Raw genomic sequence first — 24,287 nt, 5'->3', positions numbered from 1 at the left:
CCTTACTGCATATGCTGATCAAGCTCTTTACAGATCTCACTGGTGAGTTGCTCACAGATTTCTGGATCAGTAATCGGCTGATTGTTGGCATTGGTTAAATAGAAAAAATCCTCAACGCGCTCGGCGATGTTGGCGATCTTGGCGTTGTGAACATTGATCTCAAACTGCGCAAAGATACGTCCGATTCGAGAGAGTAGACCAGGGCGGTCCGCTGTGAATACCTCAAGTACGGTCTGTTTCAGATTGGGATCGGTGTGTACTGAAGCACTGGTTTTGATCGGAAACAGTTTAAGCTGCCTCGGTACTCTTCGATGAATGATGTCAGGGAAGTCTGCGGGATCATCCAGTTCATCGACCAACTGCTGTTGAATCTCTTTTTGGTAGTCTGGATTGTCATTCAATGGCTGATTGTTCTCATCCAGCACCATGTAGATGCTGAGCGTGTAGCCGTTATTGGTTGCCATGATGCGGGCATCTTGAACACTGAGATTTTGCTGGTCTAATGAGGCAACCGTTGCGGCGAAGAGGTTGGTCGTATCTTCAGTAAAGATGAAAATCTCCGTCGCACCCTCATGAGAGCGATAGCTGTGTTGGTGCAGCGTCACAACCGGCAATGGCTGGTTGCCATGTTCAAGTATGGCCTGTGTGTGCCGGGCAACGGCTTGACTGTCGATGCGTAAAAAGTAGTCATCCCCAAAGTGTTGCCACAGATTTTTAACGCGCTCCTCTTTGGCTCCCAATCGCTTAAGGGATTGCAGTGCTTCAAACTGAGTCTGTTCAATCAACTCCTCTTTACCCAGAGGGTTCTCTAGTCCGCGTCGAAGAGCACGCCTGGTTTCGGCATAGAGTTGACGAAGCAGGGTTGCCCGCCAGCTGTTCCAAAGTTCATTATTGGTCGCATTGATGTCAGCGACGGTCATCACATAGAGATAGTCCAGGTGTGTCACATCGCCCACGATGCTAGCAAATTCATGAATGACTTCAGGGTCTGAAAGGTCGCGTCGTTGTGCCGTCATCGACATGATCAGGTGTTTATCCACTAGCCAGGCGACCAGTGCGCTGTCCCATTTTCCTAGGTGGTGTCGTTTACAGAACTCCAGTGCATCGACTGCGCCGAGTTCTGAGTGATCACCTCCGCGACCTTTGGCGATGTCGTGGTAGAGGCCGGCCGCGTAAAGTAGCTCAATTTTCGGTAGATTGTTCACTACGCGATGAGCCACAGGGAAGGTTTCACGAAACTCTGTGTGCCGGAACTGACGCATCATCTGAATCACTTTGAGCGTGTGTGCATCAACCGTGTAGATATGGAAAAGATCGTGTTGCATCTGGCCAACAATATTACCGAACTCAGGTAGATAGAGGCCTAAAATGCCGTAACGATTCATTCGCTTCAACTCTGTTGAGACACGTTCAGGTGAGCGCAGTAGCTCCATAAAGAGGCTGGTATTTCGTAGGTCAGACCTGAAATCATCATCGATCAGGTGTTTGTGATCTCGAAGTAATCGAATCGTCGAGGCACGAACACCTTTAATTTCAGGATTCTGTGCCATCAGAACAAACAACTCCATGATGGCAAAAGGGTTCTGCTCAAATACCTTGTTGTGTGCGACGGCCAGAAAATTGTCGCGAACGATAAAGCGTGAGTTTAGCTTCTGTATCTGTTGCTCTACATCGGCTCTAAGAATAACTTCGTCAAAGTATTGCAGTAGCATGCCGTTGAATTCTGACATCGCTTTAACAACACGGTAGTAGCGGCTCATGAACTGTTCAACCGCTAACGAACCTTTGTCATCCGAGTATCCAAAGTACTCAGCCAGAGTGCGCTGGTGATCAAACAGCAGTCTATCTTCACGGCGCTTTGAGTGCATATGCAGGGCATAACGAACTGTCCAGAGGTAGAGTTCACCTTTGTTGAGTGTTTCAAGCTCTGACTCCGTTAAAAAGCCGTGATTGACTAAGTCTCTAATATAGGTGGCACCAAAGTGTCTCTTGGCAACCCAGCCGATGGTTTGAAGATCGCGCAGTCCACCTGGGGAGTTTTTGATGTTAGGTTCAAGATTGTATTCGGTGTTGTTGGTGCCTTGGTGCCGTGCTGTCTGCTCCTTCATTTTCGCTTTGAAAAATTCAGAGTCTGTCCAGGCGTCATCCTGAGTGACGCGCTCAAACATTTTTAGTTGCAGGGATGGGTCCCCTGTCAGCGGGCGTGACTCGATCAAGTTGGTGGCGATGGTAATGTCATTACGGCACTCTTGATAGCACTCTTCAATGGTGCGCACACTAGAGCCAATATCCAGGTTGATATCCCAAAGAAGTGTCAAAAAGCCGCTAATGGTCTCCTCGAAACTTTCAGCCTCAACACCATCGATCAAAATCAGAATGTCGACATCGGAGTGGGGGTGTAGCTCCCCTCGGCCATAGCCCCCGACTGCGATCAGCGAGACTTTGGATTCGTCTGGCCAATCGAAATGTTGCCAGGCAACTCGTAAGATTTGGTCAATCACCCAGGCACGACCGTAGATCAACTTGCGAATATCCTCTTTCGCTTTGAAGCTCTCATGCATCGTTTCCGTAGCATGTCTAACTGCGCTTTTCAGGGCAGTGGTCAAGTTGCCATCATTGATCTCTTGTTCGAGCCGTTTGATATCTAAAAACTTCTCGATGCCATTGATGGGGACGGGTGTCAGCTTGATAGCTTGGCTCATCAAATTTAGCCTTTCTCTTCACTACGCAGGGTGAGAATTTCATGGCCATCAGCCGTCACTAAAATCGTGTGTTCATACTGAGCAGAGAGACGACGGTCTGCTGTCTCTACAGTCCAGCCGTCACGCTTGTTTAACTTAACCTGGCGTTTGCCGGCGTTAATCATCGGTTCGATGGTTAGGCACATACCCTCTTCAAGGGTTTCACCAGTTCCTGCTTTGCCGTAGTGGAGGACTTGAGGCTCTTCGTGGAACTCTGCACCGATGCCGTGGCCGCAATACTCGCGAACCACCGAGTAGTGGTTTGCTTCGGCATGTTTCTGAATCACAGCGCCGATATCACCGAGTTTCACACCCGGTTTGACCAGCTCAATACCCATGTTCATACACTCTTGAGTGATCTCGCAGAGGCGTTTTGCATGTGGTGCAACATCACCTACAAAGAACATTTTGCTGGTGTCGCCATGGTACCCATCTTTGATCACGGTAATGTCGATGTTGACAATGTCGCCGTTCTTTAAGGCTTTGTCATTGGGGATGCCGTGACAAACGATTGAATTGACTGATGTACAGATGGATTTAGGAAAACCGTGGTAGTTCAAAGGTGCTGGAATCGCTTGCTGCACATCAATAATGTAGTTGTGACAAATTTGGTCAATCTCATTGGTTGTGATGCCAGGCTTTACATGCTCTTCGATCATCTCAAGAACCTCGGCGGCTAAGCGTCCTGCCACTCGCATCTTTTCGATTTCGTCAGCGGTTTTGATCTTGATGGTCATCGGTGAATCCTTTTTAAATCGGTGATTTGCGCTTCGGAAAAGTGAAGGCGTTTTTGATACTGCTTATTGTACAGGAGGTAGTGTTTTGGTCTACCGGAGTTTGCTATGTAATTTTGAAAGCGGATGTCAGGCTGAAAGCCAGACGCCCTAGATCTTTAAGTGGTTTTTAATTGGGTGTCTGGCCTTCAGCCTGACATCCGATTTAAAAGGTAGGTAGGGAGTAAAATTACTTCTCAAACGTTAGTCTTTATGGTATAAACTGCGCTCCCAAAAATCGTGCTTCGGCACTAAAACTAAAACACACACACTTCGTCACGTTTGTCTGGGTGCCCTAAGGGGTTGATAAATGGGGGGTGTGGAGGTTTAAACCCATAGAGGAAATACCAAATGGCACAAGTAAATATGCGCGATCTGCTTAAAGCAGGTGTTCACTTCGGTCACCAGACTCGTTACTGGAACCCAAAAATGTCGAAGTTCATCTTCGGTGCGCGTAACAAAATTCATATCATCAACCTTGAGCACACTCTGCCAGCTATGAACAACGCACTAGACGTTGTTAAAAACATGGCTTCTAACAAAAACAAAATTCTTTTTGTTGGTACTAAACGTGCAGCTGCTAAGGTTGTTAAAGAAGAAGCATCACGTGCGGGCATGCCTTACGTAAACCACCGTTGGTTGGGTGGCATGCTAACTAACTACAAGACAATCCGTCAGTCGATCCGTCGTCTACGTGATCTTGAAGCTCAAGCACAAGATGGTACTTTCGAGAAATTGACTAAGAAAGAAGCGCTAATGCGTAGCCGTGAAATGGCTAAGCTTGAGCTATCTATCGGCGGTATCAAGGATATGGGCGGTCTTCCAGATGCTCTATTCGTTATCGACGTAGATCACGAGCGCATCGCAATCAACGAAGCTAACAAGCTTGGTATCCCTGTCATCGGTGTTGTTGATACTAACAGCAACCCAGACGGTGTTGACTACGTTATCCCAGGTAACGATGACGCACTACGTGCCATTCAGATCTACGCTCAGTCTGTTGCAGACGCGTGCCTAGAAGGTTCTGATGCAACGGGTGGCGCTGCAAGCGAATTCGTTGAAGTTGAAGAGCAAGCGGCTGAGTAATTCAGTCTTAGGTTTGTAACCTTTAACTTACATACTTTCAAAAGGGGGAGCCAGGCTCCCCTTTTTTAGATTTACCTAACTAATTTCTTAAATGAGGATTGCAAAATGGCAAATATCTCTGCGGCAATGGTAAAAGAGCTGCGTGATCGTACTGGCCTAGGCATGATGGAGTGTAAAAAAGCACTTGCTGAGTCTGGTGGTGATGTTGATAAGGCGATTGAAGATCTACGTAAGTCTTCAGGTCTAAAAGCTGCTAAAAAAGCTGGCCGTACTGCTGCTGACGGTGTTGTTGTGGTTCGTGTTGCTGACGACAACAGCTACGGTGTAATCGTTGAAGTTAACTCTGAAACAGACTTTGTTGCTCGTGACGAAGGTTTCCTTGGTTTTGTTAGCCAGGTAGCTGACAAAGCGTTTGCTGATAAGCAGACAGATGTTGCAGCTCTAATGGCTGGTGACCTTGAGTCGGCTCGTGAAGCGCTAGTTCAAAAGATTGGCGAGAACATTACTGTTCGTCGTATCGCTCTTGTTGAAGGTGCAGTCGTTGCTGGATACGTACACAGCAACAACCGTATCGCTTGTCTTGTCTCTCTTGCAGGTGGTGACACTGAAGTGGCTCGTGACGTTGCTATGCACGTTTCTGCAGCTAACCCTCGTGTGTGTAAGCCTGAAGATATGCCACAGGAAGAGCTTGATCGCGAGAAAGAGATCATCATGGCTCAGCCTGACATGGAAGGTAAGCCACAAGAGATCAAAGAGAAAATGGCAATCGGCCGTGTTAAGAAGTTCCTTTCTGAAAACAGCCTTGTTGAACAGGCGTTCGTTAAGAACCCAGAGACAACTGTCGGCAAACTTATCAAAGATGCTGGTACTGACATCAACGGTTTCACCCGTCTAGAAGTTGGTGAAGGCATTGAAGTTGAGAAGAAAGACTTCGCTCAAGAGGTAGCAGAGCAGCTGCAAGGCTAATTCTGTACTAAACTAGCCCTGCCGACTTGCGGGGCTAGTTGTTTTCGATATACCTTTATCACACTTCTTTTAATCGCCTGCCGGGGGTGCCCATGCCTGTAAACAAGCCTAACTCCAAATATAAGCGAATTCTTCTGAAATTAAGCGGTGAAGCTTTAATGGGAGAAGAGAACTTTGGTATCGATCCAAAAGTTCTTCATCGAATGGCTCTGGAGATCGGTCAGTTAGTGGGTATCGGCGTTCAGGTCGGTCTAGTGATTGGTGGTGGTAACCTGTTTCGCGGCGCTGCGCTAAGTGAAGCAGGATTGGATCGAGTGACTGGCGACCATATGGGTATGCTAGCCACTGTGATGAACGCACTTGCAATGCGTGATGCACTCGAACGCTGTAATATTGCGACGCGAGTGATGTCGGCAATTCCGATGAGCGGCGTTGTGGATCACTATGATCGTCGAAATGCGATGCGTTACCTGTCACAAGGTGATGTGGTGATCTTCTCTGCTGGTACCGGTAACCCTTTCTTTACAACCGACTCTGCTGCCTGTCTGCGTGGCATTGAGATCGAAGCCGATGTTGTACTTAAGGCAACTAAGGTTGATGGCGTCTACACTGCGGATCCTATGAAAGATCCAACGGCTGAGCGTTACGACCGTCTAAGTTTTGATGAGGTGCTTGAGCGTCAGCTGGGTGTGATGGATATGACAGCAATTTGTCTGACCCGTGACCACGATATGCCCGTGCGCGTTTTCAATATGAACAAGCATGGTGCTCTTGTTAACCTAGTTGTAGGTGGCGACGAGGGTACATTGATCGATAGCGGTAGCGCTAACGGAGATAAATAATGATTACTGAGATTGTTCAAGACGCTGATCAGCGTATGTCTAAAAGCGTTGATTCTCTTGTAGAACAGTTTAAAAAAATTCGAACAGGTCGTGCGACCCCTGCCATTCTTGATTCTGTGATGGTCCACTACTACGGTTCTGATATGCCGATTCAGCAGGTTGCTAACGTGACGGTTGAAGATGCGCGTACACTGTCGATCATCCCATGGGAAAAGAACATGGTTCCAGAGATCGAAAAAGCGATCATGAAATCAGATCTTGGTCTTAACCCAGCGACAGCCGGTGATGTTATTCGCGTGCCAATGCCAGCGCTGACCGAGGAGACTCGTAAGGGCTATATTCGTCAGGCACGTGGCGAAGCTGAGAATGCTCGAGTGGCTGTGCGCAATGTGCGTCGTGATGCTAACGGTGATATTAAAGATCTTTTGAAAGAGAAAGAGATAACAGAGGACGATGCGCGTCGTGGCGAAGATCAGGTTCAAAAAGAGACTGATAAGCACGTTGCTGAGATCGACAAGCTGTTGGCTCAAAAAGAGAAGGATTTGATGGAGATTTAATCCATCAAATTCGCGCACAGCGCATTAGGATACGACCTTTAATGGCCGATAATAACGATAACACCGTCAATACACGTCCTGCTCCACGCCATATTGCCGTCATTATGGATGGCAATAACCGTTGGGCCAAAGAGCGTCGCTTGCCGTCTCTCGCCGGTCATAAAGCGGGCGTCGATAGTGTCCGTGATGTCATTCAAGGCTGTATGGAGTCAGGGGTTGAATCTCTGACTCTTTTTGCCTTCAGTTCTGAGAACTGGCGCCGTCCTGAAAAAGAGGTCCGTGGTCTGATGGATCTCTTCAAGTTTGCCCTCGATCGTGAGGTTAAAAAACTCGTCAAAAATAATATTCGTCTTCGTGTCATTGGTGATAAGTCTGGTTTTTCCGAATCACTACAGCAGCGCATCGAAAAAGGCGAACAAGCGACTGCCCACTGTACTGCGCTTAATCTGAATATTGCAGCTAACTACGGTGGTCAGTGGGATATTGCTCATGCGGTTCAGCAGATTGCTGAGCAGGTCAAGCAGGGCGAGCTAGAACCTACCGATATCAATGCAGATCTTATTTCAAAGCATGTCTCACTGGCCGATCAGCCTCTGCCAGATCTCTGCATCAGAACGGCCGGTGAACAGCGAATCTCTAACTTTTTAATCTGGCAATTCGCTTACACAGAGTTCTACTACAGCGATCTCTACTGGCCAGACTTTAACCGCGAAGAGCTTCTCAAAGCGGTTGATAACTTCCAAACGCGTGAGCGTCGATTTGGCCGAACCAGTGAGCAACTGGAGGCCGAAAGTCATGTTTAAACAGCGCGTCATTACCGCTTCAATTTTGGCGCCATTGGCGCTAGGTTCGGTTTTCCTTCTACCTTTGTCTGGGTTTGCTATCGTTATGGCGCTTGTGATGATGATTGGGGCCTGGGAGTGGGGTAATTTCGCGCTCTATTCACGTCGCATGCGAGCGCTCTTTGTGGCGTTAGTGGGAGTGGTAATCGCAGCGATCTACCCATTTGTTACTGCTTTGACGCTCCCTATATTAGTTGTCGCAGCGCTATTTTGGGTGTTTGCGATTACTCGGGTGGTTCGCTACCCAAAGACCCTAGGTATCGATGGGACTGTGACTAAGTTGATTACCGGTCTGTTGGTGCTAGTCCCTGCTTGGGTGGCGATGGTGGGTCTGAAAACCCATGAGAGCGCGCATCTATTACTACTGCTGCTGTTTTTGTTGGTTTGGGGTGCTGATATAGGCGCCTACTTTGCCGGTAAGCGCTTTGGTCGAGTTAAGCTTTTACCTAAAGTTAGTCCTGGCAAAACGCGTGAAGGGGTTTATGGTGGTTTGTTAGCAGCCATGATGATCGCTCTTGGATTCTCGATTGTCTTAGGTCTCTCTTCTACTTCTATTATTCTGCTGATGGCGCTCTCTGCTTTGGTGGTGGTTGTCTCTGTATTTGGCGATCTGTTTGAGAGCATGTTTAAGCGTGAACGTGGTATCAAAGACAGTGGTGTGATCCTGCCAGGTCATGGTGGCGTACTGGATCGTGTCGACAGTCTTACGGCTGCTGCACCGCTGTTTTTGTTAGGAATTCAACTGCTTCCGATTCTTTAAGGGTAAGTGATGGATTTTATCCAAACGGTTCTCTCTCTTCTTATAACACTTGGCATACTGGTCACAATTCACGAGTGGGGTCACTACTGGGTAGCTCGTCGTTGTGGCGTTAAGGTACTGCGCTTCTCTGTCGGCTTTGGTAAACCTATCTGGATGCGTAAGGGCAAAGATGGCACTGAGTATGCTGTCGCCTCCATCCCTTTAGGTGGCTATGTTCGAATGCTCGATGAGCGTGAAGGACCGGTTCCAGATGAGCTCAAATCTCAAGCGTTCAACAACAAAAGCGTCTATCAGCGAATCGCGATCGTTGCAGCAGGCCCGTTTGTTAATTTGATCTTTGCCCTCTTTGCGTATTGGTTCCTATTCATATGGGGGGTGACGGTTGTAAAACCTGTCGTTGGCGCCGTTGCACCTGACTCGCTTGCAGAGCAAGCTGGTCTTCAGCCCAATTATGAGATCGCTGAGATTGACGGGCGAGAAGTGCTCTCATGGGAGGAGATCAATTTAGCGTTGGCAGCACGAGTGGGTGAGACAGGTGTATTAACTCTTCGTGCAGGTGAACCTAATTCTGGTTGGTTAAGAAACTACTCGGCTGATCTGCAAACTTGGGATGTTGATCTAGAGACCACTTCGCCACTTCGAGCCTTTGGCTTGTCACCCTGGCAGCCAGAAGTGCCTGCCGTTATAGGTCAAATCTCTCCTGATGGCCCAGCTTATAAAGCAGGTCTGCAAGAGGGCGATAGGGTCGTCAGCATTGACGATACGCCTATCGAAAACTGGATGGCTTTGGTTGGAAAAGTGCAAGCCTCTTACGATAGCGATCTTCGATTTGAGGTTGTTCGTGATGATCAGCCCGAAGAGGTAATCGTTCGACCCGGTCTAAGACCTGGCAGTGATGCGTCAGTTGGCTATATCGGTGCCGGCGTTGTCGTCCCTCAGTGGCCAGACTATATGTTAAGGGATCTTTCCCAGGGGCCGGTGGATGCTCTAGTGAGTGCCTACGAAAAGACCGTTCAGATGATTGGACTGACGCTGGACTCGATCAAGAAGATGATCGTTGGTGTCATTTCAGTGAAAAATCTGAGTGGCCCAATTACGATCGCTAAGGTGGCCGGCGCTTCGGCATCATCAGGGTTGGAATCCTTTATCAGTTTTTTGGCCTATCTCAGCATCAGTTTGGGTGTGCTAAATCTTTTACCAATTCCGATGCTAGATGGCGGTCATTTAGTGTACTATTTTGTAGAACTGATTCGAGGTCGTCCTGTCAGCGAGCGTACCCAAGCTTTCGGAATGAGGTTGGGTATGGCGCTGTTGTTTAGTTTGATGGCCATTGCATTTTTTAACGATTTAGCGCGTCTTTAAGCGTACTAGAGGAATCACTGGATGAAACGCTTCACACTCTTATCACTGTTAGGACTTATCTTCTCGGTCCATGCTATTGCCAGTGATTTTGCCGTCGATGACATTCGTATCGAAGGTTTGCAGCAGGTTGATCCAGCCATTGTATTCCGAAATTTTCCGATTAATCGTGGTGATCTTGTCGATCAACGAGCTCTCAATGATGCGACAAAAGATCTGTTCGAATCCGGTTATTTTGATGATGTAGAGCTACTCAAAGATCAAGGTGTGTTGATTGTTCGAGTTAAAGAGCGCCCGTCCGTTGCGCTGATTCGTCTTGAAGGTAACGACATGCTTAAAGATGAGCAGCTTATGGGTGCTCTAGAACAAGCTGGCGTTCAAGAGGGAGATATTTTTCGACGGGCTGCATTGGATAAAATCCGCTTAGAACTTCTTCGTGTCTACAATGAGGCCGGTCGCTACACCGCTGAGGTGACTACCGAGGTTGAACAGTTAGAGTCCAATCGTGTGGCGATTAATGTTGAGATTACAGAGGGTCAAACGGCCGTTATTCAGAAGATCAACATTATAGGAAATACCGTATTCAGCGATGAAGAGTTGCTTGACCTGTTTGATTCAGGCTTAACCAACTACCTCTCTTGGTGGACGGATAACGATAAATACGCAAAAGAGCGCTTAAGTGCTGATATTGAGCGTATGACCAGTTTTTATCTGGATCGTGGCTATTTGAAATTCAATGTCGACTCTACCGATGTCTCAATCAGTCCAGATCAGAAACAGATTTTTATCACGATAGCGATCACCGAGGGTGAGTTATTCACTCTTAGTGACGTTAAAGTGGCCGGTGATATCGCCGAGTATGCACAAGAGTTAAATGCGGCACTGCTTGTCTCTAAAGGTGATACCTACTCAAAAAAGCTGTCTACTTATACTCAGTCATTGATTAGAAATATAGTTAGCGCCTATGGTTACCTAAACGCTAGAGTTATTGTAATCCCCGAAGAAAAGGGTAATAACGCTGTTGATCTCACATTCTTCGTAGAGCCAGGTGAGTTGACTTATGTGCGCCGCATTGAAATTCGAGGTAACTCAACTACTGCTGATGAGGTTATACGGCGTGTGATTCCTCAACTAGAAGGTGCAGTAGCAATCGGTGTCAATATAAAGCGGGCTAAAGAGGAACTTGATAAAACTGGATTTTTCTCAAAGGTTTCTATTGGCACTAAGCCGGTTCTTGGTGCTGAAGATCAAATTGATATTGTTGTTGATGTTGAAGAGGGGTTGTTGGGGCAAATTAGTGCCGGGGTTGGCTATTCAAGTTCTGATGGTGTGGGGTACCAAGCGGCTTTTCAACAGGATAATTTCCTAGGGTCAGGGACCAGTATTAACGCTTCCTTCGATATGTCAGATGTTGTTACATCCTTTTCAGTAGCATATGAAAACCCCTACTACACATTAGATGGCGTAGGAAGAGGGTTCAGTCTATATGCAAGTCAAAAAGATTACTCTGCAGCCGATATATCCGACTATGATGTTAATTCGTTTGGCGGTGATATTAACTTTTCTTATCCAATCGATGCATATCAAAGGCTTCGCTTTGGTTTTGGCCTAGATCAAACTGATCTAGCTTTGGGAATAGCTCCGCAAAATTATGTTACAGATTTTGTTCGTACTGAGGGCTTTGAATATTTAACCTATAAAATAACCGGCTCATGGGTAAGTAATCGCTTGAACAGGGCAATGTTTCCCTCAAAGGGAGGGTACCAGTCATTCAGCGCTGAAGTTGCCCTTCCAGGTGGTGATTTGAGTTTCGCGAAGGCGACCTACACCGGTAAGTACTACTACCCATTTGACCGACAAGAGACCTTTGTTGGTGCTTTGCGCACTCGCGTTGGCTACGCTGACTCCATTGATGGCGGTAACTACCCCTTCTTCGAAAACTATTTTGTCGGTGGTTTGACCAGTGTCCGTGGTTATGCAGCTAATACGATTGGGCCTAAAGAGGGTACTAGCGTGATTGGCGGTAATGGACTATTTTCGGGTTCTGCTGAGTTCATCTTCCCAATGCCATTTGTTGAAGATAAAGACTCTTGGCGTACTCTTTTCTTCTTAGATGGTGGTTCTGTATATCAGGATGATCCTAGTTTTGATGATATGAGATACTCAGCAGGTATAGGCATATCATGGATCACGCCGATCGGTCCGCTCTCTATCTCAAGTGCTAAAGCCCTGAATGCTTCTTCTGATGATACTGAAGAGCAGGTTCAGTTTGCGATTGGGCGTATGTTCTGATGTTGAAAAAACTTTTAGTTTCTCTGGCAATCTTTACTACCTCCGTAGCGAATGCGGGTCAGGCTGTTGTATTGGATGTCCAAGCGGCGCTTCAGTCGAGTAATGCTGCAGAAGCCTTTCGCGCAGATTTAGTTAAAAGCACTTCCCAGCAAGAGTCTCAGGTTCGTGATTTAGAAAATCAGGCTAAAAAGATGCAGTCTGATTTTGAGTTGAATAAGGGGCTGCTGACTCAAGAACAGATTCAGCAAAAAGATCTCCAGTTTAAGAAAGTGTATGGCGAGTATCAGCGACAGCTGCAAGCGCTTCAGCAGCAGCGAGCGGCTATGGAGAAAGAGTTTTTAGAGGGTATGCGTCCCAAGTTGGATCAGGTCATCAAAGCGCTTATTGATGAAGGCGATATTTCGCTGATTATCAATCGTCAGTCGGCTATCTATGTTGAGCCTAGAATCGACATTACAGGTGAGATTATTAAACGCCTGAATGCCCAGGAGTGACTGGGGTTTGACTGATTTTTCCGAAAAAGCGTCCGATTTAGCTCTTCGCGTTGGTGGAGAGCTTGTTGGTAGTGATTGTCTAATCTCTGGGATGTCTACCCTTGATAAAGCGGGTATCGGTCAGCTCTCTTTTCTATCCAACGCCAAATACCAAAAACAGCTTCCAGACACTCAGGCTGAAGTCGTTCTAGTCAGTGCAGAGTTCGTTGATCTGGTCCCCAATAGCGCTATTGTCGTTGCTAATCCCTACCTAGCCTTTGCAAAGTTATCGCAGCTGTTTGATTGGCGTGGTCCTTTAGTCGCTGGAATTGCGCCGACTGCAACAGTAGACCCTTCTGCCGAGATCGACCCCTCTGCTCAGATTGCGGAGGGTGCAATTGTTGGCGCTCAAGTTAAGGTGGCTGCCCATGCCTATGTGGGTCCCAACGTGGTCATAGGTGAGGGTGTATTGCTCGGTGAGTCAACACGGCTTGAAGCGAATGTAACCCTCTATCCTGGAGTTTCCATCGGTAAGCGATGCATTATTCATTCTGGTGCTGTGATTGGAGCCGATGGGTTCGGTTTTGCTCATGACGGTCAAGGCTGGGTAAAAATCGCCCAAGCCGGTGGTGTGATTTTAGGTGATGATGTTGAGGTCGGTGCAAACACAACGATCGATCGCGGTGCTCTGTCGGATACTTTGATTGCTAATGGTGTGAAATTGGATAATCAAATTCAGATTGCACACAATGTTGAGATCGGAGAGTCAACGGCCATAGCTGGTTGTACTGCAATTGCGGGTAGCACTCGTATCGGCTCTCATTGTACTATTGCAGGTATGAGCGGTGTCACGGGGCATTTAGAGATTGCCGACCGAACCCACATCACGGCGATGACTTTGGTCAGTAAATCAATCAAAGAGTCGGGTGCTTACTCATCGGGTACTGGGGTTGAACCTCACGCTCAATGGAAGCGAAATGTGGTCCGGTTTAAGCAACTTGATGAGTTGTCCCAACGCGTTAAAAATCTAGAAAAGCTTGTAAAAAAGCTTGCTGAATAAGGCTAAAAACTGAATATGATGGATGTAAATGAGATCCGTAAATACCTTCCGCACCGCTACCCTTTTCTATTGGTTGACCGCGTTGTAGAACTAACACCCGGTGAATCCATTGTCGCTTACAAGAATGTGACCGTTAACGAACCTTTCTTTAACGGCCACTTCCCTGATAATCCCGTCATGCCGGGTGTCTTGATTGTTGAAGCGATGGCTCAAGCGGCCGGTATTCTTGGTTTTAAAACCATGGATAAAACACCTCAGGATGGTTCGATCTACTACTTTGTGGGTGCCGATAATCTGCGTTTTAAACGCCCAGTAGTGCCTGGCGACCGCCTTCAGCTTGAAGCGTTGGTATTGTCTGAAAAACGCGGTATCTGGAAGTTCCAAGTTAAAGCGACGGTTGAAGGTGAAACGGTTAGCTCGGCAACCATTCTGTGTGCTGATAGGAAGGTCTGATTTTGATTCACCCGCAAGCTATTATCGATCCCTCTGCTAAGTTGGCAGAGGGTGTTGAGGTTGGACCTTGGAGTTACATCGGACCTGATGTCGAGATCGGTGCAAATACTCGTATCGAATCACATGTTGTCGTCAAAGGCCCGACCAAAATCGGTAGCGGAAATCATATATTTCAATTCGCATCTGTGGGCGAAGATTGCCAAGATAAAAAGTATGCCGGTGAACCCACTGAATTGATCATCGGTGATAACAACGTTATTCGAGAAGGCGTAACGATTCACCGCGGAACAGTTCAGGATAAAAGCCTGACGCAGATTGGCAGTCATAACCTTCTGATGGCCTATGTCCATGTGGCCCATGACTGTGTTGTCGGTGATCATACGATTTTGGCCAATAATGCAGCCTTAGCTGGGCATGTTCATGTTGGTGATCATACGATATTGGGCGGTTTTACAGCTGTTCATCAGTTCTGTCACATTGGTGCACATGTTATGTGTGGTGCCGGTACTGTTGTGCTCCAGGATATCCCCTCTTACACCCTTGCAACCGGTAATCCCGCATCACCACACGGCATTAATGCTGAAGGTCTAAAACGTCGAGGCTTCTCATCTGAGTCGATACGTGCGCTTAAGAATGCCTATAAAACGATCTACCGTAAAAACCTTACTCTTGCGGATGCGATCGCTCAACTAGAGTCGCTTGAAGCTGGCGAGTCAGCATTGACCCCATTGATTGAGTCGCTTCGTAACTCCTCTCGTGGAATCATCCGTTAATTCAACTAGACCCATTAAGATTGCTATTGTTGCTGGAGAAGAGTCCGGTGACATTCTTGGCGCTGGGTTGATCAGTTCGTTAAAGAAGCGCTATCCCAATGCCACATTTGAGGGGGTAGGAGGCCGTCGAATGATTGCTCAGGGCCTTAATTCAGAGTTTCCTATGGAGCGTCTGTCGGTTATGGGTCTGGTGGAGGTCTTAAAACGGCTTCGCGAACTTTTAAAACGGCGCAAGAAGTTAATAGAAAAGTGGTTGCAAACACCCCCCGATCTTTTTATTGGCATTGATGCTCCCGACTTTAATTTAGGTCTTGAGAGAGTCCTAAAAGAGCGTGCCATCCCAACGGTTCACTATGTCAGCCCCTCGGTTTGGGCATGGCGAGAGAAACGTCTAAAAAAGATTGAACAGTCGGTTGATTTGATGCTCTGCTTTCTCCCTTTTGAAGCGAAGTATTACAAAGATACTCAGGTTAATGCTCAGTTTATTGGCCATCCATTAGCCACTCAGCTGCCACTCTCTATTAGTCAAAGCCAAGCCAAAACGGCTCTTGGTCTGAGTGATGCGAGTCCCGTATTGGCTCTGATGCCAGGAAGTCGCAGTTCTGAAGTGGGTAAGTTGGCACCCCCGTTCATTGAAACGGCACTCGCGCTTTGCAGTAAGATTCCCAATCTTCAGGTCATCCTTCCAGCCGCTAACGAAGCCCGTTATCAGCAGATAGCCCTGTTAATTCGAGAGGCTCAGGCAGAGAGTAAGATTAAACTTGTTCAAGGCTCCTCGCAGGAGTGTTTGATGGCGGCAGACTCAGTTTTGATTTCGTCCGGTACGGCAACACTGGAAGCGATGCTCTGTTCAACGCCTATGGTGGTGGCCTACAAAATGGCCCCGCTGAGTTATGCGATTATTTCTCGAATGCTAAAAACTCCCTATGTATCCCTGCCTAACCTATTGGCAGGCAGAGCATTGGTTCCCGAGATTTTTCAGTCTGATGTGAGGGTCGAGGTATTAGAGCCTCTGGTTTTACAAAGTCTGACGGATAGCCATTACATTCAATCGCTGCAGCAGGAATTTTCTGATCTGTCTGGGCTAATTCGCCAAGATGCCGATGAGCAAGCGGCAGAAGCTGTATCCACACTATTGGAGTTTAGAAGCTGATGCAGCCTCAAGAATTTAACTTTGCTGAGCACTCTCTCTTTGCCGGTGTGGACGAAGTAGGGCGAGGACCGCTTGTTGGCGATGTGGTTGCAGCAGCAGTGATTCTCGATCCTAACAATCCTATTGAGGGGTTGATGGATTCGAAAAAGCTGTCTGAAAAGCGTCGTGAAGCTTTGTCCATTGAAATTAAAGAGCGAGCGTTGTGCTGGTCAATCGCGGTTGCAACGCCGCAAGAGATTGATGAATTGAATATTTTGCACGCGACAATGCTGGCGATGAAGCGAGCGGTGTTGGGTTTATCCCAAGTGCCTGATCATGTCTATGTGGACGGTAATCGATGCCCCGAGATTCCTTACTCTGTTGAAGCGGTAGTGAAAGGTGACTCAAAAGTCGCAGAGATCAGTGCGGCTTCTATCATTGCTAAGGTACATCGTGATCATCAAATGCTAGAATTGGACGCACAATTTCCGCAGTATCAATTTGCCAAACATAAAGGCTACCCGACGCCGGCTCATCTTCAACTGATACAAGAGCACGGGGTATTACCGGAATATCGTCGTTCATTTGCGCCAGTAAGGCGCCTAATAGAGGGGAATCAGTAGAATGACTGACGCATCGTTCGTCCATCTTCGTGCGCACTCTGAGTTCTCACTCTATGATGGTCTGGTTCGTGTTAAAGAGCTAGTTAAGCATGCTGCACAGGCGCAGATGCCCGCTGTTGCGTTAACCGATCAGACCAACTTCTATGCGTTGGTTAAGTTCTTCAAAGCGGCCACTGCGGCGGGGATTAAACCAATCTGCGGGGTCGATTTTTGGGTGGTAGATGATGCCGATCCGGAGTCGCCACCGACCCAGTTGACGCTGCTCGTTAAAAACGGCTTGGGTTATCGTAATCTCACCGAACTGGTCTCTAGAGCCTATGCCGAAGGTCAGTCACTCGACCCTGAGCGTGCGCTTATCTATAAAAGCTGGATTGCTGAAAAATCTGAGGGTGTGATCGCGCTCTCGGGCGGTCGCCGTGGGGAGATAGGTCAGGCGATCCTATCTGGTCAGGCGGATTTAGAGGCTCGTATGCAATATTGGATGGATCTTTTTCCAGATGCCTTCTATCTGGAATTGGTTAGAACAGGGCGCTCTGATGAAGAGACGGTCATCCATAAAAGTATCGAGCTTGCCCAGTCGCTGGGTTGTCCTGTCGTTGCAACCAATGAAGTGATGTTTGTCCGCGAGGATGACTTTGATGCTCATGAAGCGCGAGTCTGTATTAACCAGGGGCGCACTTTGGATGATCCTACGCGCCCAAGAGATTACTCTGATCAGCAATATTTCAAATCCTCTGAGGAGATGATTGAGCTCTTCTCTGATATTCCCTCAGCGATCGAAAACAGCGTTGAAATCGCCAAACGATGCAACATCGAGATTGAACTCGGAACTTACTACCTGCCAAGATTCCCAATACCTGAAGGGGTGTTGATGGATGACTACTTCAGGAGAGTGTCTGAAGTCGGTTTAGAAGAGCGCCTCGATTTTCTCTTTGATCGAAACTCAGAAGAGTTTTCTGAGATTCGTAAGGCCTATGATGAGCGGTTGAAGTTTGAGCTGGATATCATCATCCAGATGGGTTTCCCAGGTTACTTCCTGATCGTCATGGACTTCATCAAATGGGCTAAAGAGAATGGTATTCCTGTAGGGCCAGGGCGTGGTTCCGGTGCCGGCTCATTGGTCGCTTATGTCCTTAAAATTACCGACCTTGACCCACTTGAGTACGATCTTCTGTTCGAACGTTTCCTTAACCCGGAGCGTGTTTCGATGCCGGACTTTGATATCGATTTCTGTATGGATAATCGAGATCAGGTCATTGACTACGTCGCTCAAACCTATGGGCGAGATGCCGTTTCGCAAATCATTACCTTCGGTACCATGGCGGCTAAAGCGGTGGTTCGAGATGTGGCGCGTGTTCAAGGTAAACCCTTCGGTCTGGCTGATCGCCTCTCTAAATTGATCCCATTTGAAGTGGGAATGACACTCAATAAAGCTTGGGGGCAGGAAGAGGCGCTTCGCGAGTTCGTTGAAGGCAGTGAAGAGGCTCAAGAGATTATGGAGATGGCCTACAAACTCGAGGGGGTTACTCGAAATGTAGGTAAGCACGCCGGTGGTGTGGTGATCTCTCCAACCAAACTGACCGATTTCTCGGCAACTTACTGTGATGCTGAAGGTCAGGGCTTGGTGACCCAGTTTGATAAGAATGATGTTGAAGAAGCGGGTCTCGTTAAGTTCGACTTCTTGGGTCTTAGAACCCTGACTATCATTGACTGGGCACTTGAGACCATCAATAAACAGAAAGAGATTGAAGGCGAAGAGCCGCTGCGAATTGAAGCGATCGATTTAGAGGATCCTGAGGTCTACGCTCTACTCAAGCGTGCTGAGACAACGGCGGTTTTCCAGCTTGAATCCAGTGGTATGAAAGATTTGATTCGTCGTCTCTTGCCGTCACGTTTCGAAGATATCGTCGCACTGGTGGCGCTGTTCCGTCCAGGTCCTTTGCAATCGGGCATGGTTGATGACTTTATCAACCGTAAGCATGGCCGCGCTGAGATGGCTTGGCCTCACCCTGATTACCAGCTGGATTCTCTTCAACCGGTTTTGGAGCCGACTTACGGCATCATTCTCTACCAAGAGCAGGTCATGCAGATCGCTCAGGTGATGGCGGGTTATACGCTGGGCGGAGCGGATATGCTGCGTCGAGCGATGGGTAAGAAAAAACCAGAGGAGATGGCGAAGCAGCGACATCTTTTCATTGAGGGCTCAAACGCTCAGGGCATTGATGAAAAACTGGCAGGTAATATCTTTGACCTGGTTGAAAAATTCGCGGGTTACGGATTTAACAAATCCCACTCGGCTGCCTATGCATTGGTCTCTTACCAAACAGCTTGGCTAAAAACCTACTATCCAGCGCCATTCATGGCGGCTGTTATGTCCTCTGATATGCAGAACACCGACAAGGTGGTGATCTTCATTGAAGAGTGTCGTCAGATGAAGCTCAAAGTATTGCTTCCCGACGTTAATTTGAGTGAGTTCAAATTTACGGTGGGTCCAAATCAGGAGGTTGTCTACGGGCTTGGAGCGGTTAAAGGCGTAGGTGAGGGTCCTGTTGAAGCGATCATGGAGGCTCGGAAATCGGGAGCGTTTAAAGATCTGTTCGATTTCTGTAAACGAGTAGGGTCTAAAAAACTCAACAAGCGAGTGCTTGAATCCTTAGTACGCTCTGGTGCTGTTGATGCCTTAGGTCCCAATCGAGCGGTGTTGTGGGCCGCTATACCTGCAGCTTTGCAGTCGGCCGATCAAGATGCGCGCAATCAAGATGCGGGAATGTTCGACCTGTTTGGTGAGTCTGAAGAGGTTGTCGATGCCGATCCTTTCGAGCAGTTCATGAATGCTCGCGAGTGGAGCGACAAAGAGCGTCTGAATGGCGAGAAGGATACCCTCGGTCTTTACGTGACGGGTCACCCTATTGATGAGTATGAGTCTGAATTAAAACACTTTGTTTCTCGCAAACTACAAGAGCTTCAACCGGCTAGAGGGCGAGCTCAAAAAATGGCCGGCTTGGTTGTCGACCTGCGTGTTAAAAAGACCAAGCGAGGCGAAAATCTCTGCTTTGTAACCTTGGATGATCGATCTGCTCGTATCGATGTGAGTCTGTTTGGTGAAACCTATGATGAAGCGCGTCGTCTGATTCAAAAAGATCAGGTGATTGTGGTGGAAGGAGAGGTGGCTCAAGACGACTATAACGGTGGCCTCAAGGTGCGTGGGCAGCAGGTATTAAGTGTCGCGGATGCCCGTATTCGTTATGCGAAGTCGTTAACGATTAAGGCCGACGCAAAGGGATTAACTCAACAAAGCTTGAGAATGTTGCAGGACTCTTTGAAAAAAGCACGCGCTTATCAGCAGGGTATGCCTGTTGTGATTGACTATAGCTGTGCTGAGGCGAAGGGTCGGATTGAGCTTGGCTCAGAGTGGATTGTCTCTCCTGATGACGACCTGATGCAATCACTTCGCGAGCAGTTTGGTAATCAGAGCGTCTCGCTGATCTACTAGTTTTCCTGACAGTATTTAGCCACCTAGGGTGGCTACTTTTTTGCGTGCGCGGTAGAATTCAACAATCAGTTTTATCTTTTAGAAGCGAATTGTATGAACCCCAACTACCTTGATTTTGAACAGCCAATTGCTGATCTGGAAGCAAAGATCAATGAACTTAAACACGTTGGCGAAGATAATGAGAGTATCAATCTCTCTGACGAGGTATCGCGCCTTCGTGAAAAAAGTCACTCTCTGACTCGTTCAATCTTCTCTGACCTGAGTGCTTGGCAGGTTTCGCAATTAGCTCGCCATCCGCAACGCCCATACACTCTGGACTACATCAAATACATCATCGATGAGTTTGAAGAGATTCATGGGGATCGTCATTTTGCTGATGATCAGGCAATTGTGTGTGGTATTGGTCGTTTAGATGGTCAGCCTGTTGCCGTGATTGGTCATCAAAAAGGTCGTGAAGTCAAAGAGAAGGTTCGTCGCAACTTTGGTATGCCTCGTCCAGAAGGTTACCGTAAAGCACTCCGTGTGATGGAGATGGCAGAGCGATTCAATATGCCAATTCTGACCTTTATCGATACTCCAGGGGCTTACCCAGGCATCGATGCTGAAGAGCGTGGTCAATCCGAAGCGATTGCATTTAACCTTGCGAAAATGTCTAAGTTGAAGACGCCTATTATCGCAACGGTGATTGGTGAAGGGGGTTCTGGTGGTGCATTGGCTATCGGTATCTGTGATGAGCTACTAATGCTTCAGTACTCAACTTACTCAGTCATCTCTCCAGAGGGGTGTGCTTCAATTCTATGGAAGAGCGCAGAGCGTGCTTCAGATGCCGCTAAAGCGATGGGTATCACGTCTGAGCGTCTTCACGAACTGGGTCTGGTTGATCAGATTGTTGCTGAGCCGCTAGGTGGTGCGCACCGTGATCCCGCGTTGATGGCCGCTAGTCTTAAGCAGCAGTTGCAAGCCTCACTGCAAAAACTGACTGGCCTAGCTGATCAAGAGTTGCTGGATCAACGTTATCAGCGAATTCTCTCTTACGGCGCAATTGGTCGTTAATGAGCAATAAAACAGCCGCAGATATTCGAGAGAGTCTGCGGCTTTTTTTTCTACAACATCCCCATATTGAGCATTGGGTCGTTGCCTACAGCGGCGGTCTAGACTCAAGCCTGCTTCTTAAGCTCTGCTCTGACATACTCCCTCCTGATCGCTTGTCAGCAATGCATGTTAATCATCAGCTGCAAAGCGGCTCTGATAGCTGGGAGCGATTTTGTGCTGAATCATCATCCGAATGGGGTGTCACTTTTGAATCAGTAAAAGTGACCTGTGACTCCTCGTCTGAAGAGAGCGCAAGGCAGGCGCGTTACTCTGCATTTAACAAGCATTTAAAGCCCAAAGAGGCTTTGCTGCTAGCCCACCACCAAGATGACCAAGCCGAAACGGTCCTCTTTAACCTCTTTAGAGGCTCAGGTGTTAATGGGCTTTCGGGAATTGCTTCAAATAGGACAGTTGGGGGAGGAGAACTTTTCAGACCGCTTCTGAATACGACAAGAGCTGATATCGAGTCAGCGGCTAAAGAGTTGCACATTGCTTGGGTGGATGATCCCAGCAATCTCGATACAAGCTTTACCAGAAACTGGATTCGTAGAGAGTTGTCGGGTGTTTTGAGCGCTCAATGGCCTGACTGGAAATCTAAGCTGGCTAAAACAGCGTCACGCTTGAGCGAAGCGAGTGAATTGCATGAAGCGCTGGCGCAGATGGATCTTGAACGTTGTCAGCTAGAGGAGGGGGTTCTCTCCTTAGCACTCCTGTTGCAGCTCTCACTGGCACGTAAGAAAAATCTTCTCTATCACTGGTTAAGTTCTGCTGGTCAGAAGGTAGGCTCGGAGAAACAGCTGGAATCGATTGCAAAGCTGGATGTTAAGGCAAAGGGTGAGTGGCAATTTTCCACAGTGATTTTGCGCGCCTATGATGAGAAGTTATTTTTATCACCTGATATTGAACGTCAACCCTGTGAGTCCATTGAGTGGGTGGTCTCTGATGAGACAGTGACATTTGGTCCTGGTCAGTTGAGCGCCATTAGATCTGAGGCTGGTCTGCCGGTAGATATGAAACTAACTCTTCGAGCTCGAGAGCCAGGTGAGTCTGTTTACATTGAGTCTCGCGGGGGGCATGTCAGTATTAAAAAGCTGATGAATGAGCATCGAATCCCACCTTGGTTAAGAGAGTGTTGGCCAATTGTCTGTTCGTCGGGTCAGGTGGTGGCGATTCCTGAAATATGGCTGGATGAAAAAGTCTGCGTTAAAGACGGATTTTTACTAAATTGGGTCGTTTGATGTTTGTTACCAAAGCGCTCTTTTGGTAGACTGATTTCCCATCTTGAGTTCGCTAGAACTCCCTACAAACTCTATCTGACAGGTTCTGCATGACGCGCTATATTTTCGTCACCGGTGGTGTTGTTTCCTCATTGGGCAAAGGCATTGCTTCGGCCTCTCTCGCGGCAATTTTGGAAGCGCGTGGTCTTAAAGTCACCATGCTTAAGCTCGATCCATACATTAACGTGGATCCTGGTACTATGAGTCCGTTTCAGCATGGTGAGGTATTTGTCACCGAAGATGGTGCTGAAACCGATTTGGACCTTGGCCACTACGAGCGTTTTATTCGTACGACCATGGGCAAGCGAAACAACTTTACGACAGGCCGTATTTATCAACACGTTCTTCGTAAAGAGCGCCGTGGTGATTACCTAGGCGGAACTGTTCAGGTTATTCCTCACATCACTGATGAGATTAAGCGCCGCGTTATCGAAGGTGCAGGTGATGCTGATATCGCTCTCTGTGAGATTGGCGGTACCGTTGGTGATATTGAGTCCTTGCCGTTCTTGGAGGCTGTTCGTCAGCTGAAAGTGGAGCTGGGCTCAAACCGCGCTATGTTCATGCACCTTACACTTGTGCCTTACATTGCTACGGCCGGTGAGATTAAAACTAAGCCGTCACAGCACTCTGTGAAAGAGCTGCGCTCTATCGGTATTCAGCCTGATATTTTGGTATGCCGCTCTGATTTTGCGCTGCCTGAATCACAAGCTAAAAAACTCTCTATGTTTACCAACGTAGAAGAGCGCGCTGTTATTTCATTGCCTGATGCAAATACCATCTACAAAATCCCTGCGATGTTAGAAGCACAAGGCTTGGATCAGATCGTTGTTGAACGATTCAACTTGGATTGCCCTAAGGCTGATCTAGGTGAGTGGAATGCGGTAGCCGATGCGTTTTTGAATCCAGAGGGTGAAGTGACCATCGCGATGGTCGGTAAATATATGGAACTTCTGGATGCCTACAAGTCTCTTATCGAGGCGATATCACACGCAGGCATCTCACATCGTAAGAAAGTAAAAATCGAATACATCGATTCTGAACGTGTTGAGCGTGAAGGGGTTGAGATCCTTAAGGACTTCAGCGCGATCCTAGTACCTGGTGGATTTGGTGAGCGTGGTGTTGAGGGTAAGATCGAGGCGGTACGTTACGCTCGTGAAAACAAAGTCCCTTATCTAGGTATCTGTCTAGGCATGCAGGTTGCTGTTATTGAGTATGCACGTAACGTTGCGGGCTTGGCGGGTGCAACCTCGTCGGAGTTCAACACAGAAGCTGAACACCCTGTTATCGGTTTGATTACTGAGTGGACGGATCACACCGGTGAAGTTGAACAGCGTACTGACGATTCAGATCTAGGTGGCACTATGCGTCTAGGTGCTCAGCTATGTCATCTTAAAGCGGGCACGCATGTTGCTGAAGCCTATGGCTCAACTGAGGTCGTTGAGCGTCACCGCCATCGTTATGAAGTGAATAATAATTACGTTGCACAGCTAGAAGCTGCCGGGCTTGTTATCTCAGGTCGTTCAACGGATGGAGAATTAGTAGAGGTTGTGGAGGCACCAGATCATCCGTGGTTTGTGGCTTGTCAGTTCCACCCAGAGTTTACCTCTACGCCACGTGATGGACACGGTCTATTTAAAGGATTTATTGGCGCTGCGCTTGAGTACCAAGCGAACAGCTAATTAGGAGTTAGGGA

At 47.8% G+C, this 24,287-nt stretch carries 20 protein-coding genes; 18 read left to right on the top strand and 2 right to left on the bottom strand.

The features are described from left to right. Positions 1–2: 2 nt before the first annotated feature. Together XMD579_RS10585 and map are read right to left on the bottom strand one after the other, a co-directional pair. Positions 3–2,702, bottom strand: coding sequence for a [protein-PII] uridylyltransferase (locus XMD579_RS10585; protein WP_173481458.1), 2,700 nt, complete (start codon positions 2,700–2,702; stop codon positions 3–5). Positions 2,703–2,707: 5 nt separating this feature from the next. Then, on the bottom strand, positions 2,708–3,478 hold the full coding sequence (gene map, locus XMD579_RS10580; protein ID WP_173481457.1) for a type I methionyl aminopeptidase: 771 nt from the start codon (positions 3,476–3,478) through the stop codon (positions 2,708–2,710). Between the two features lie 387 nt (positions 3,479–3,865). Here map and rpsB point away from each other — a divergent pair, with 387 nt between their 5' ends. The 18 genes from rpsB to XMD579_RS10490 all read left to right on the top strand — a co-directional run bounded on the left by rpsB (position 3,866) and on the right by XMD579_RS10490 (position 24,273). Next, positions 3,866–4,600, top strand: coding sequence for a 30S ribosomal protein S2 (gene rpsB, locus XMD579_RS10575; RefSeq protein WP_173481456.1), 735 nt, complete (start codon positions 3,866–3,868; stop codon positions 4,598–4,600). A 105-nt stretch (positions 4,601–4,705) separates the two neighbouring features. Then, positions 4,706–5,566, top strand: coding sequence for a translation elongation factor Ts (gene tsf, locus XMD579_RS10570; protein ID WP_173481455.1), 861 nt, complete (start codon positions 4,706–4,708; stop codon positions 5,564–5,566). 92 nt (positions 5,567–5,658) lie between these two features. Then, positions 5,659–6,408 carry a UMP kinase gene (gene pyrH / locus XMD579_RS10565; protein WP_173481454.1) on the top strand — a complete coding sequence of 250 codons (750 nt, stop codon included), beginning with the start codon at positions 5,659–5,661 and terminating at the stop codon, positions 6,406–6,408. Beyond that, positions 6,408–6,965, top strand: a complete 558-nt coding sequence (gene frr, locus XMD579_RS10560; protein ID WP_173481453.1) for a ribosome recycling factor — start codon at positions 6,408–6,410, stop codon at positions 6,963–6,965. Before pyrH ends, frr begins: the two co-directional genes overlap by 1 nt. Positions 6,966–7,006: 41 nt before the next feature. Next, positions 7,007–7,768 carry an isoprenyl transferase gene (locus XMD579_RS10555; protein WP_173481452.1) on the top strand — a complete coding sequence of 254 codons (762 nt, stop codon included), beginning with the start codon at positions 7,007–7,009 and terminating at the stop codon, positions 7,766–7,768. Beyond that, on the top strand, positions 7,761–8,567 hold the full coding sequence (locus XMD579_RS10550) for a phosphatidate cytidylyltransferase (protein WP_173481451.1): 807 nt from the start codon (positions 7,761–7,763) through the stop codon (positions 8,565–8,567). The genes XMD579_RS10555 and XMD579_RS10550 overlap by 8 nt, the downstream gene beginning before the upstream one ends. Before the next feature lie 9 nt (positions 8,568–8,576). Further along, complete coding sequence (rseP, locus tag XMD579_RS10545) at positions 8,577–9,929, top strand: RIP metalloprotease RseP (RefSeq protein WP_173506339.1); 1,353 nt, start codon at positions 8,577–8,579, stop codon at positions 9,927–9,929. A 21-nt stretch (positions 9,930–9,950) separates the two neighbouring features. Further along, positions 9,951–12,218 carry an outer membrane protein assembly factor BamA gene (gene bamA, locus XMD579_RS10540; RefSeq protein WP_173506338.1) on the top strand — a complete coding sequence of 756 codons (2,268 nt, stop codon included), beginning with the start codon at positions 9,951–9,953 and terminating at the stop codon, positions 12,216–12,218. Then, positions 12,218–12,712: an OmpH family outer membrane protein gene (locus XMD579_RS10535; RefSeq protein ID WP_173506337.1), complete on the top strand. Its 495-nt coding sequence runs from the start codon at positions 12,218–12,220 to the stop codon at positions 12,710–12,712. The genes bamA and XMD579_RS10535 overlap by 1 nt, the downstream gene beginning before the upstream one ends. A 7-nt stretch (positions 12,713–12,719) precedes the next feature. Then, positions 12,720–13,751, top strand: coding sequence for a UDP-3-O-(3-hydroxymyristoyl)glucosamine N-acyltransferase (gene lpxD / locus XMD579_RS10530; RefSeq protein ID WP_254443786.1), 1,032 nt, complete (start codon positions 12,720–12,722; stop codon positions 13,749–13,751). Positions 13,752–13,766: 15 nt separating this feature from the next. Then, the gene (fabZ, locus tag XMD579_RS10525) at positions 13,767–14,204 is read left to right on the top strand and encodes a 3-hydroxyacyl-ACP dehydratase FabZ (protein ID WP_173506335.1); all 438 of its coding nucleotides are present in this window, start codon (positions 13,767–13,769) and stop codon (positions 14,202–14,204) included. Positions 14,205–14,206: 2 nt separating this feature from the next. Continuing rightward, on the top strand, positions 14,207–14,977 hold the full coding sequence (gene lpxA, locus XMD579_RS10520) for an acyl-ACP--UDP-N-acetylglucosamine O-acyltransferase (protein WP_173484531.1): 771 nt from the start codon (positions 14,207–14,209) through the stop codon (positions 14,975–14,977). Then, positions 14,961–16,130, top strand: a complete 1,170-nt coding sequence (gene lpxB / locus XMD579_RS10515; RefSeq protein WP_173495316.1) for a lipid-A-disaccharide synthase — start codon at positions 14,961–14,963, stop codon at positions 16,128–16,130. The genes lpxA and lpxB overlap by 17 nt, the downstream gene beginning before the upstream one ends. Further along, a complete protein-coding gene (gene rnhB / locus XMD579_RS10510) occupies positions 16,130–16,732 on the top strand; it encodes a ribonuclease HII (RefSeq protein WP_173483414.1) in 603 nt (200 codons plus the stop codon). Before lpxB ends, rnhB begins: the two co-directional genes overlap by 1 nt. A 1-nt stretch (position 16,733) precedes the next feature. Beyond that, on the top strand, positions 16,734–20,225 hold the full coding sequence (dnaE, locus tag XMD579_RS10505; RefSeq protein WP_173506334.1) for a DNA polymerase III subunit alpha: 3,492 nt from the start codon (positions 16,734–16,736) through the stop codon (positions 20,223–20,225). Between the two features lie 93 nt (positions 20,226–20,318). Further along, positions 20,319–21,278 (top strand): acetyl-CoA carboxylase carboxyl transferase subunit alpha, encoded by a 960-nt coding sequence (gene accA / locus XMD579_RS10500; protein ID WP_173488743.1) that lies wholly within the window; start codon positions 20,319–20,321, stop codon positions 21,276–21,278. After that, positions 21,278–22,555, top strand: coding sequence for a tRNA lysidine(34) synthetase TilS (gene tilS / locus XMD579_RS10495; protein WP_173488742.1), 1,278 nt, complete (start codon positions 21,278–21,280; stop codon positions 22,553–22,555). Before accA ends, tilS begins: the two co-directional genes overlap by 1 nt. Before the next feature lie 89 nt (positions 22,556–22,644). Then, the gene (locus tag XMD579_RS10490) at positions 22,645–24,273 is read left to right on the top strand and encodes a CTP synthase (protein ID WP_173484534.1); all 1,629 of its coding nucleotides are present in this window, start codon (positions 22,645–22,647) and stop codon (positions 24,271–24,273) included. Positions 24,274–24,287 lie beyond the last annotated feature (14 nt).

The organism is Marinobacterium sp. xm-d-579, from assembly GCF_013282935.1.
Lineage (GTDB): Bacteria > Pseudomonadota > Gammaproteobacteria > Pseudomonadales > Balneatricaceae > Marinobacterium_E.
The sequence above is the reverse complement of the archived record's forward strand: the minus strand, read 5'-3'. Positions and strand labels throughout refer to the sequence as shown.

Excerpts from the sequence above, each read along its gene's own strand:
- frr (WP_173481453.1), top strand. The coding sequence starts at position 6,408 with ATGATTACTGAGATTGTTCAAGACGCTGATCAGCGTATGTCTAAAAGC.
- XMD579_RS10585 (WP_173481458.1), bottom strand. The coding sequence starts at position 2,702 with ATGAGCCAAGCTATCAAGCTGACACCCGTCCCCATCAATGGCATCGAG.
- XMD579_RS10550 (WP_173481451.1), top strand. The coding sequence starts at position 7,761 with ATGTTTAAACAGCGCGTCATTACCGCTTCAATTTTGGCGCCATTGGCG.
- XMD579_RS10535 (WP_173506337.1), top strand. The coding sequence starts at position 12,218 with ATGTTGAAAAAACTTTTAGTTTCTCTGGCAATCTTTACTACCTCCGTA.
- dnaE (WP_173506334.1), top strand. The coding sequence starts at position 16,734 with ATGACTGACGCATCGTTCGTCCATCTTCGTGCGCACTCTGAGTTCTCA.
- fabZ (WP_173506335.1), top strand. The coding sequence starts at position 13,767 with ATGATGGATGTAAATGAGATCCGTAAATACCTTCCGCACCGCTACCCT.
- rseP (WP_173506339.1), top strand. The coding sequence starts at position 8,577 with ATGGATTTTATCCAAACGGTTCTCTCTCTTCTTATAACACTTGGCATA.
- map (WP_173481457.1), bottom strand. The coding sequence starts at position 3,478 with ATGACCATCAAGATCAAAACCGCTGACGAAATCGAAAAGATGCGAGTG.
- XMD579_RS10490 (WP_173484534.1), top strand. The coding sequence starts at position 22,645 with ATGACGCGCTATATTTTCGTCACCGGTGGTGTTGTTTCCTCATTGGGC.
- tilS (WP_173488742.1), top strand. The coding sequence starts at position 21,278 with ATGAGCAATAAAACAGCCGCAGATATTCGAGAGAGTCTGCGGCTTTTT.
- rpsB (WP_173481456.1), top strand. The coding sequence starts at position 3,866 with ATGGCACAAGTAAATATGCGCGATCTGCTTAAAGCAGGTGTTCACTTC.
- accA (WP_173488743.1), top strand. The coding sequence starts at position 20,319 with ATGAACCCCAACTACCTTGATTTTGAACAGCCAATTGCTGATCTGGAA.
- rnhB (WP_173483414.1), top strand. The coding sequence starts at position 16,130 with ATGCAGCCTCAAGAATTTAACTTTGCTGAGCACTCTCTCTTTGCCGGT.
- pyrH (WP_173481454.1), top strand. The coding sequence starts at position 5,659 with ATGCCTGTAAACAAGCCTAACTCCAAATATAAGCGAATTCTTCTGAAA.
- bamA (WP_173506338.1), top strand. The coding sequence starts at position 9,951 with ATGAAACGCTTCACACTCTTATCACTGTTAGGACTTATCTTCTCGGTC.
- tsf (WP_173481455.1), top strand. The coding sequence starts at position 4,706 with ATGGCAAATATCTCTGCGGCAATGGTAAAAGAGCTGCGTGATCGTACT.
- XMD579_RS10555 (WP_173481452.1), top strand. The coding sequence starts at position 7,007 with ATGGCCGATAATAACGATAACACCGTCAATACACGTCCTGCTCCACGC.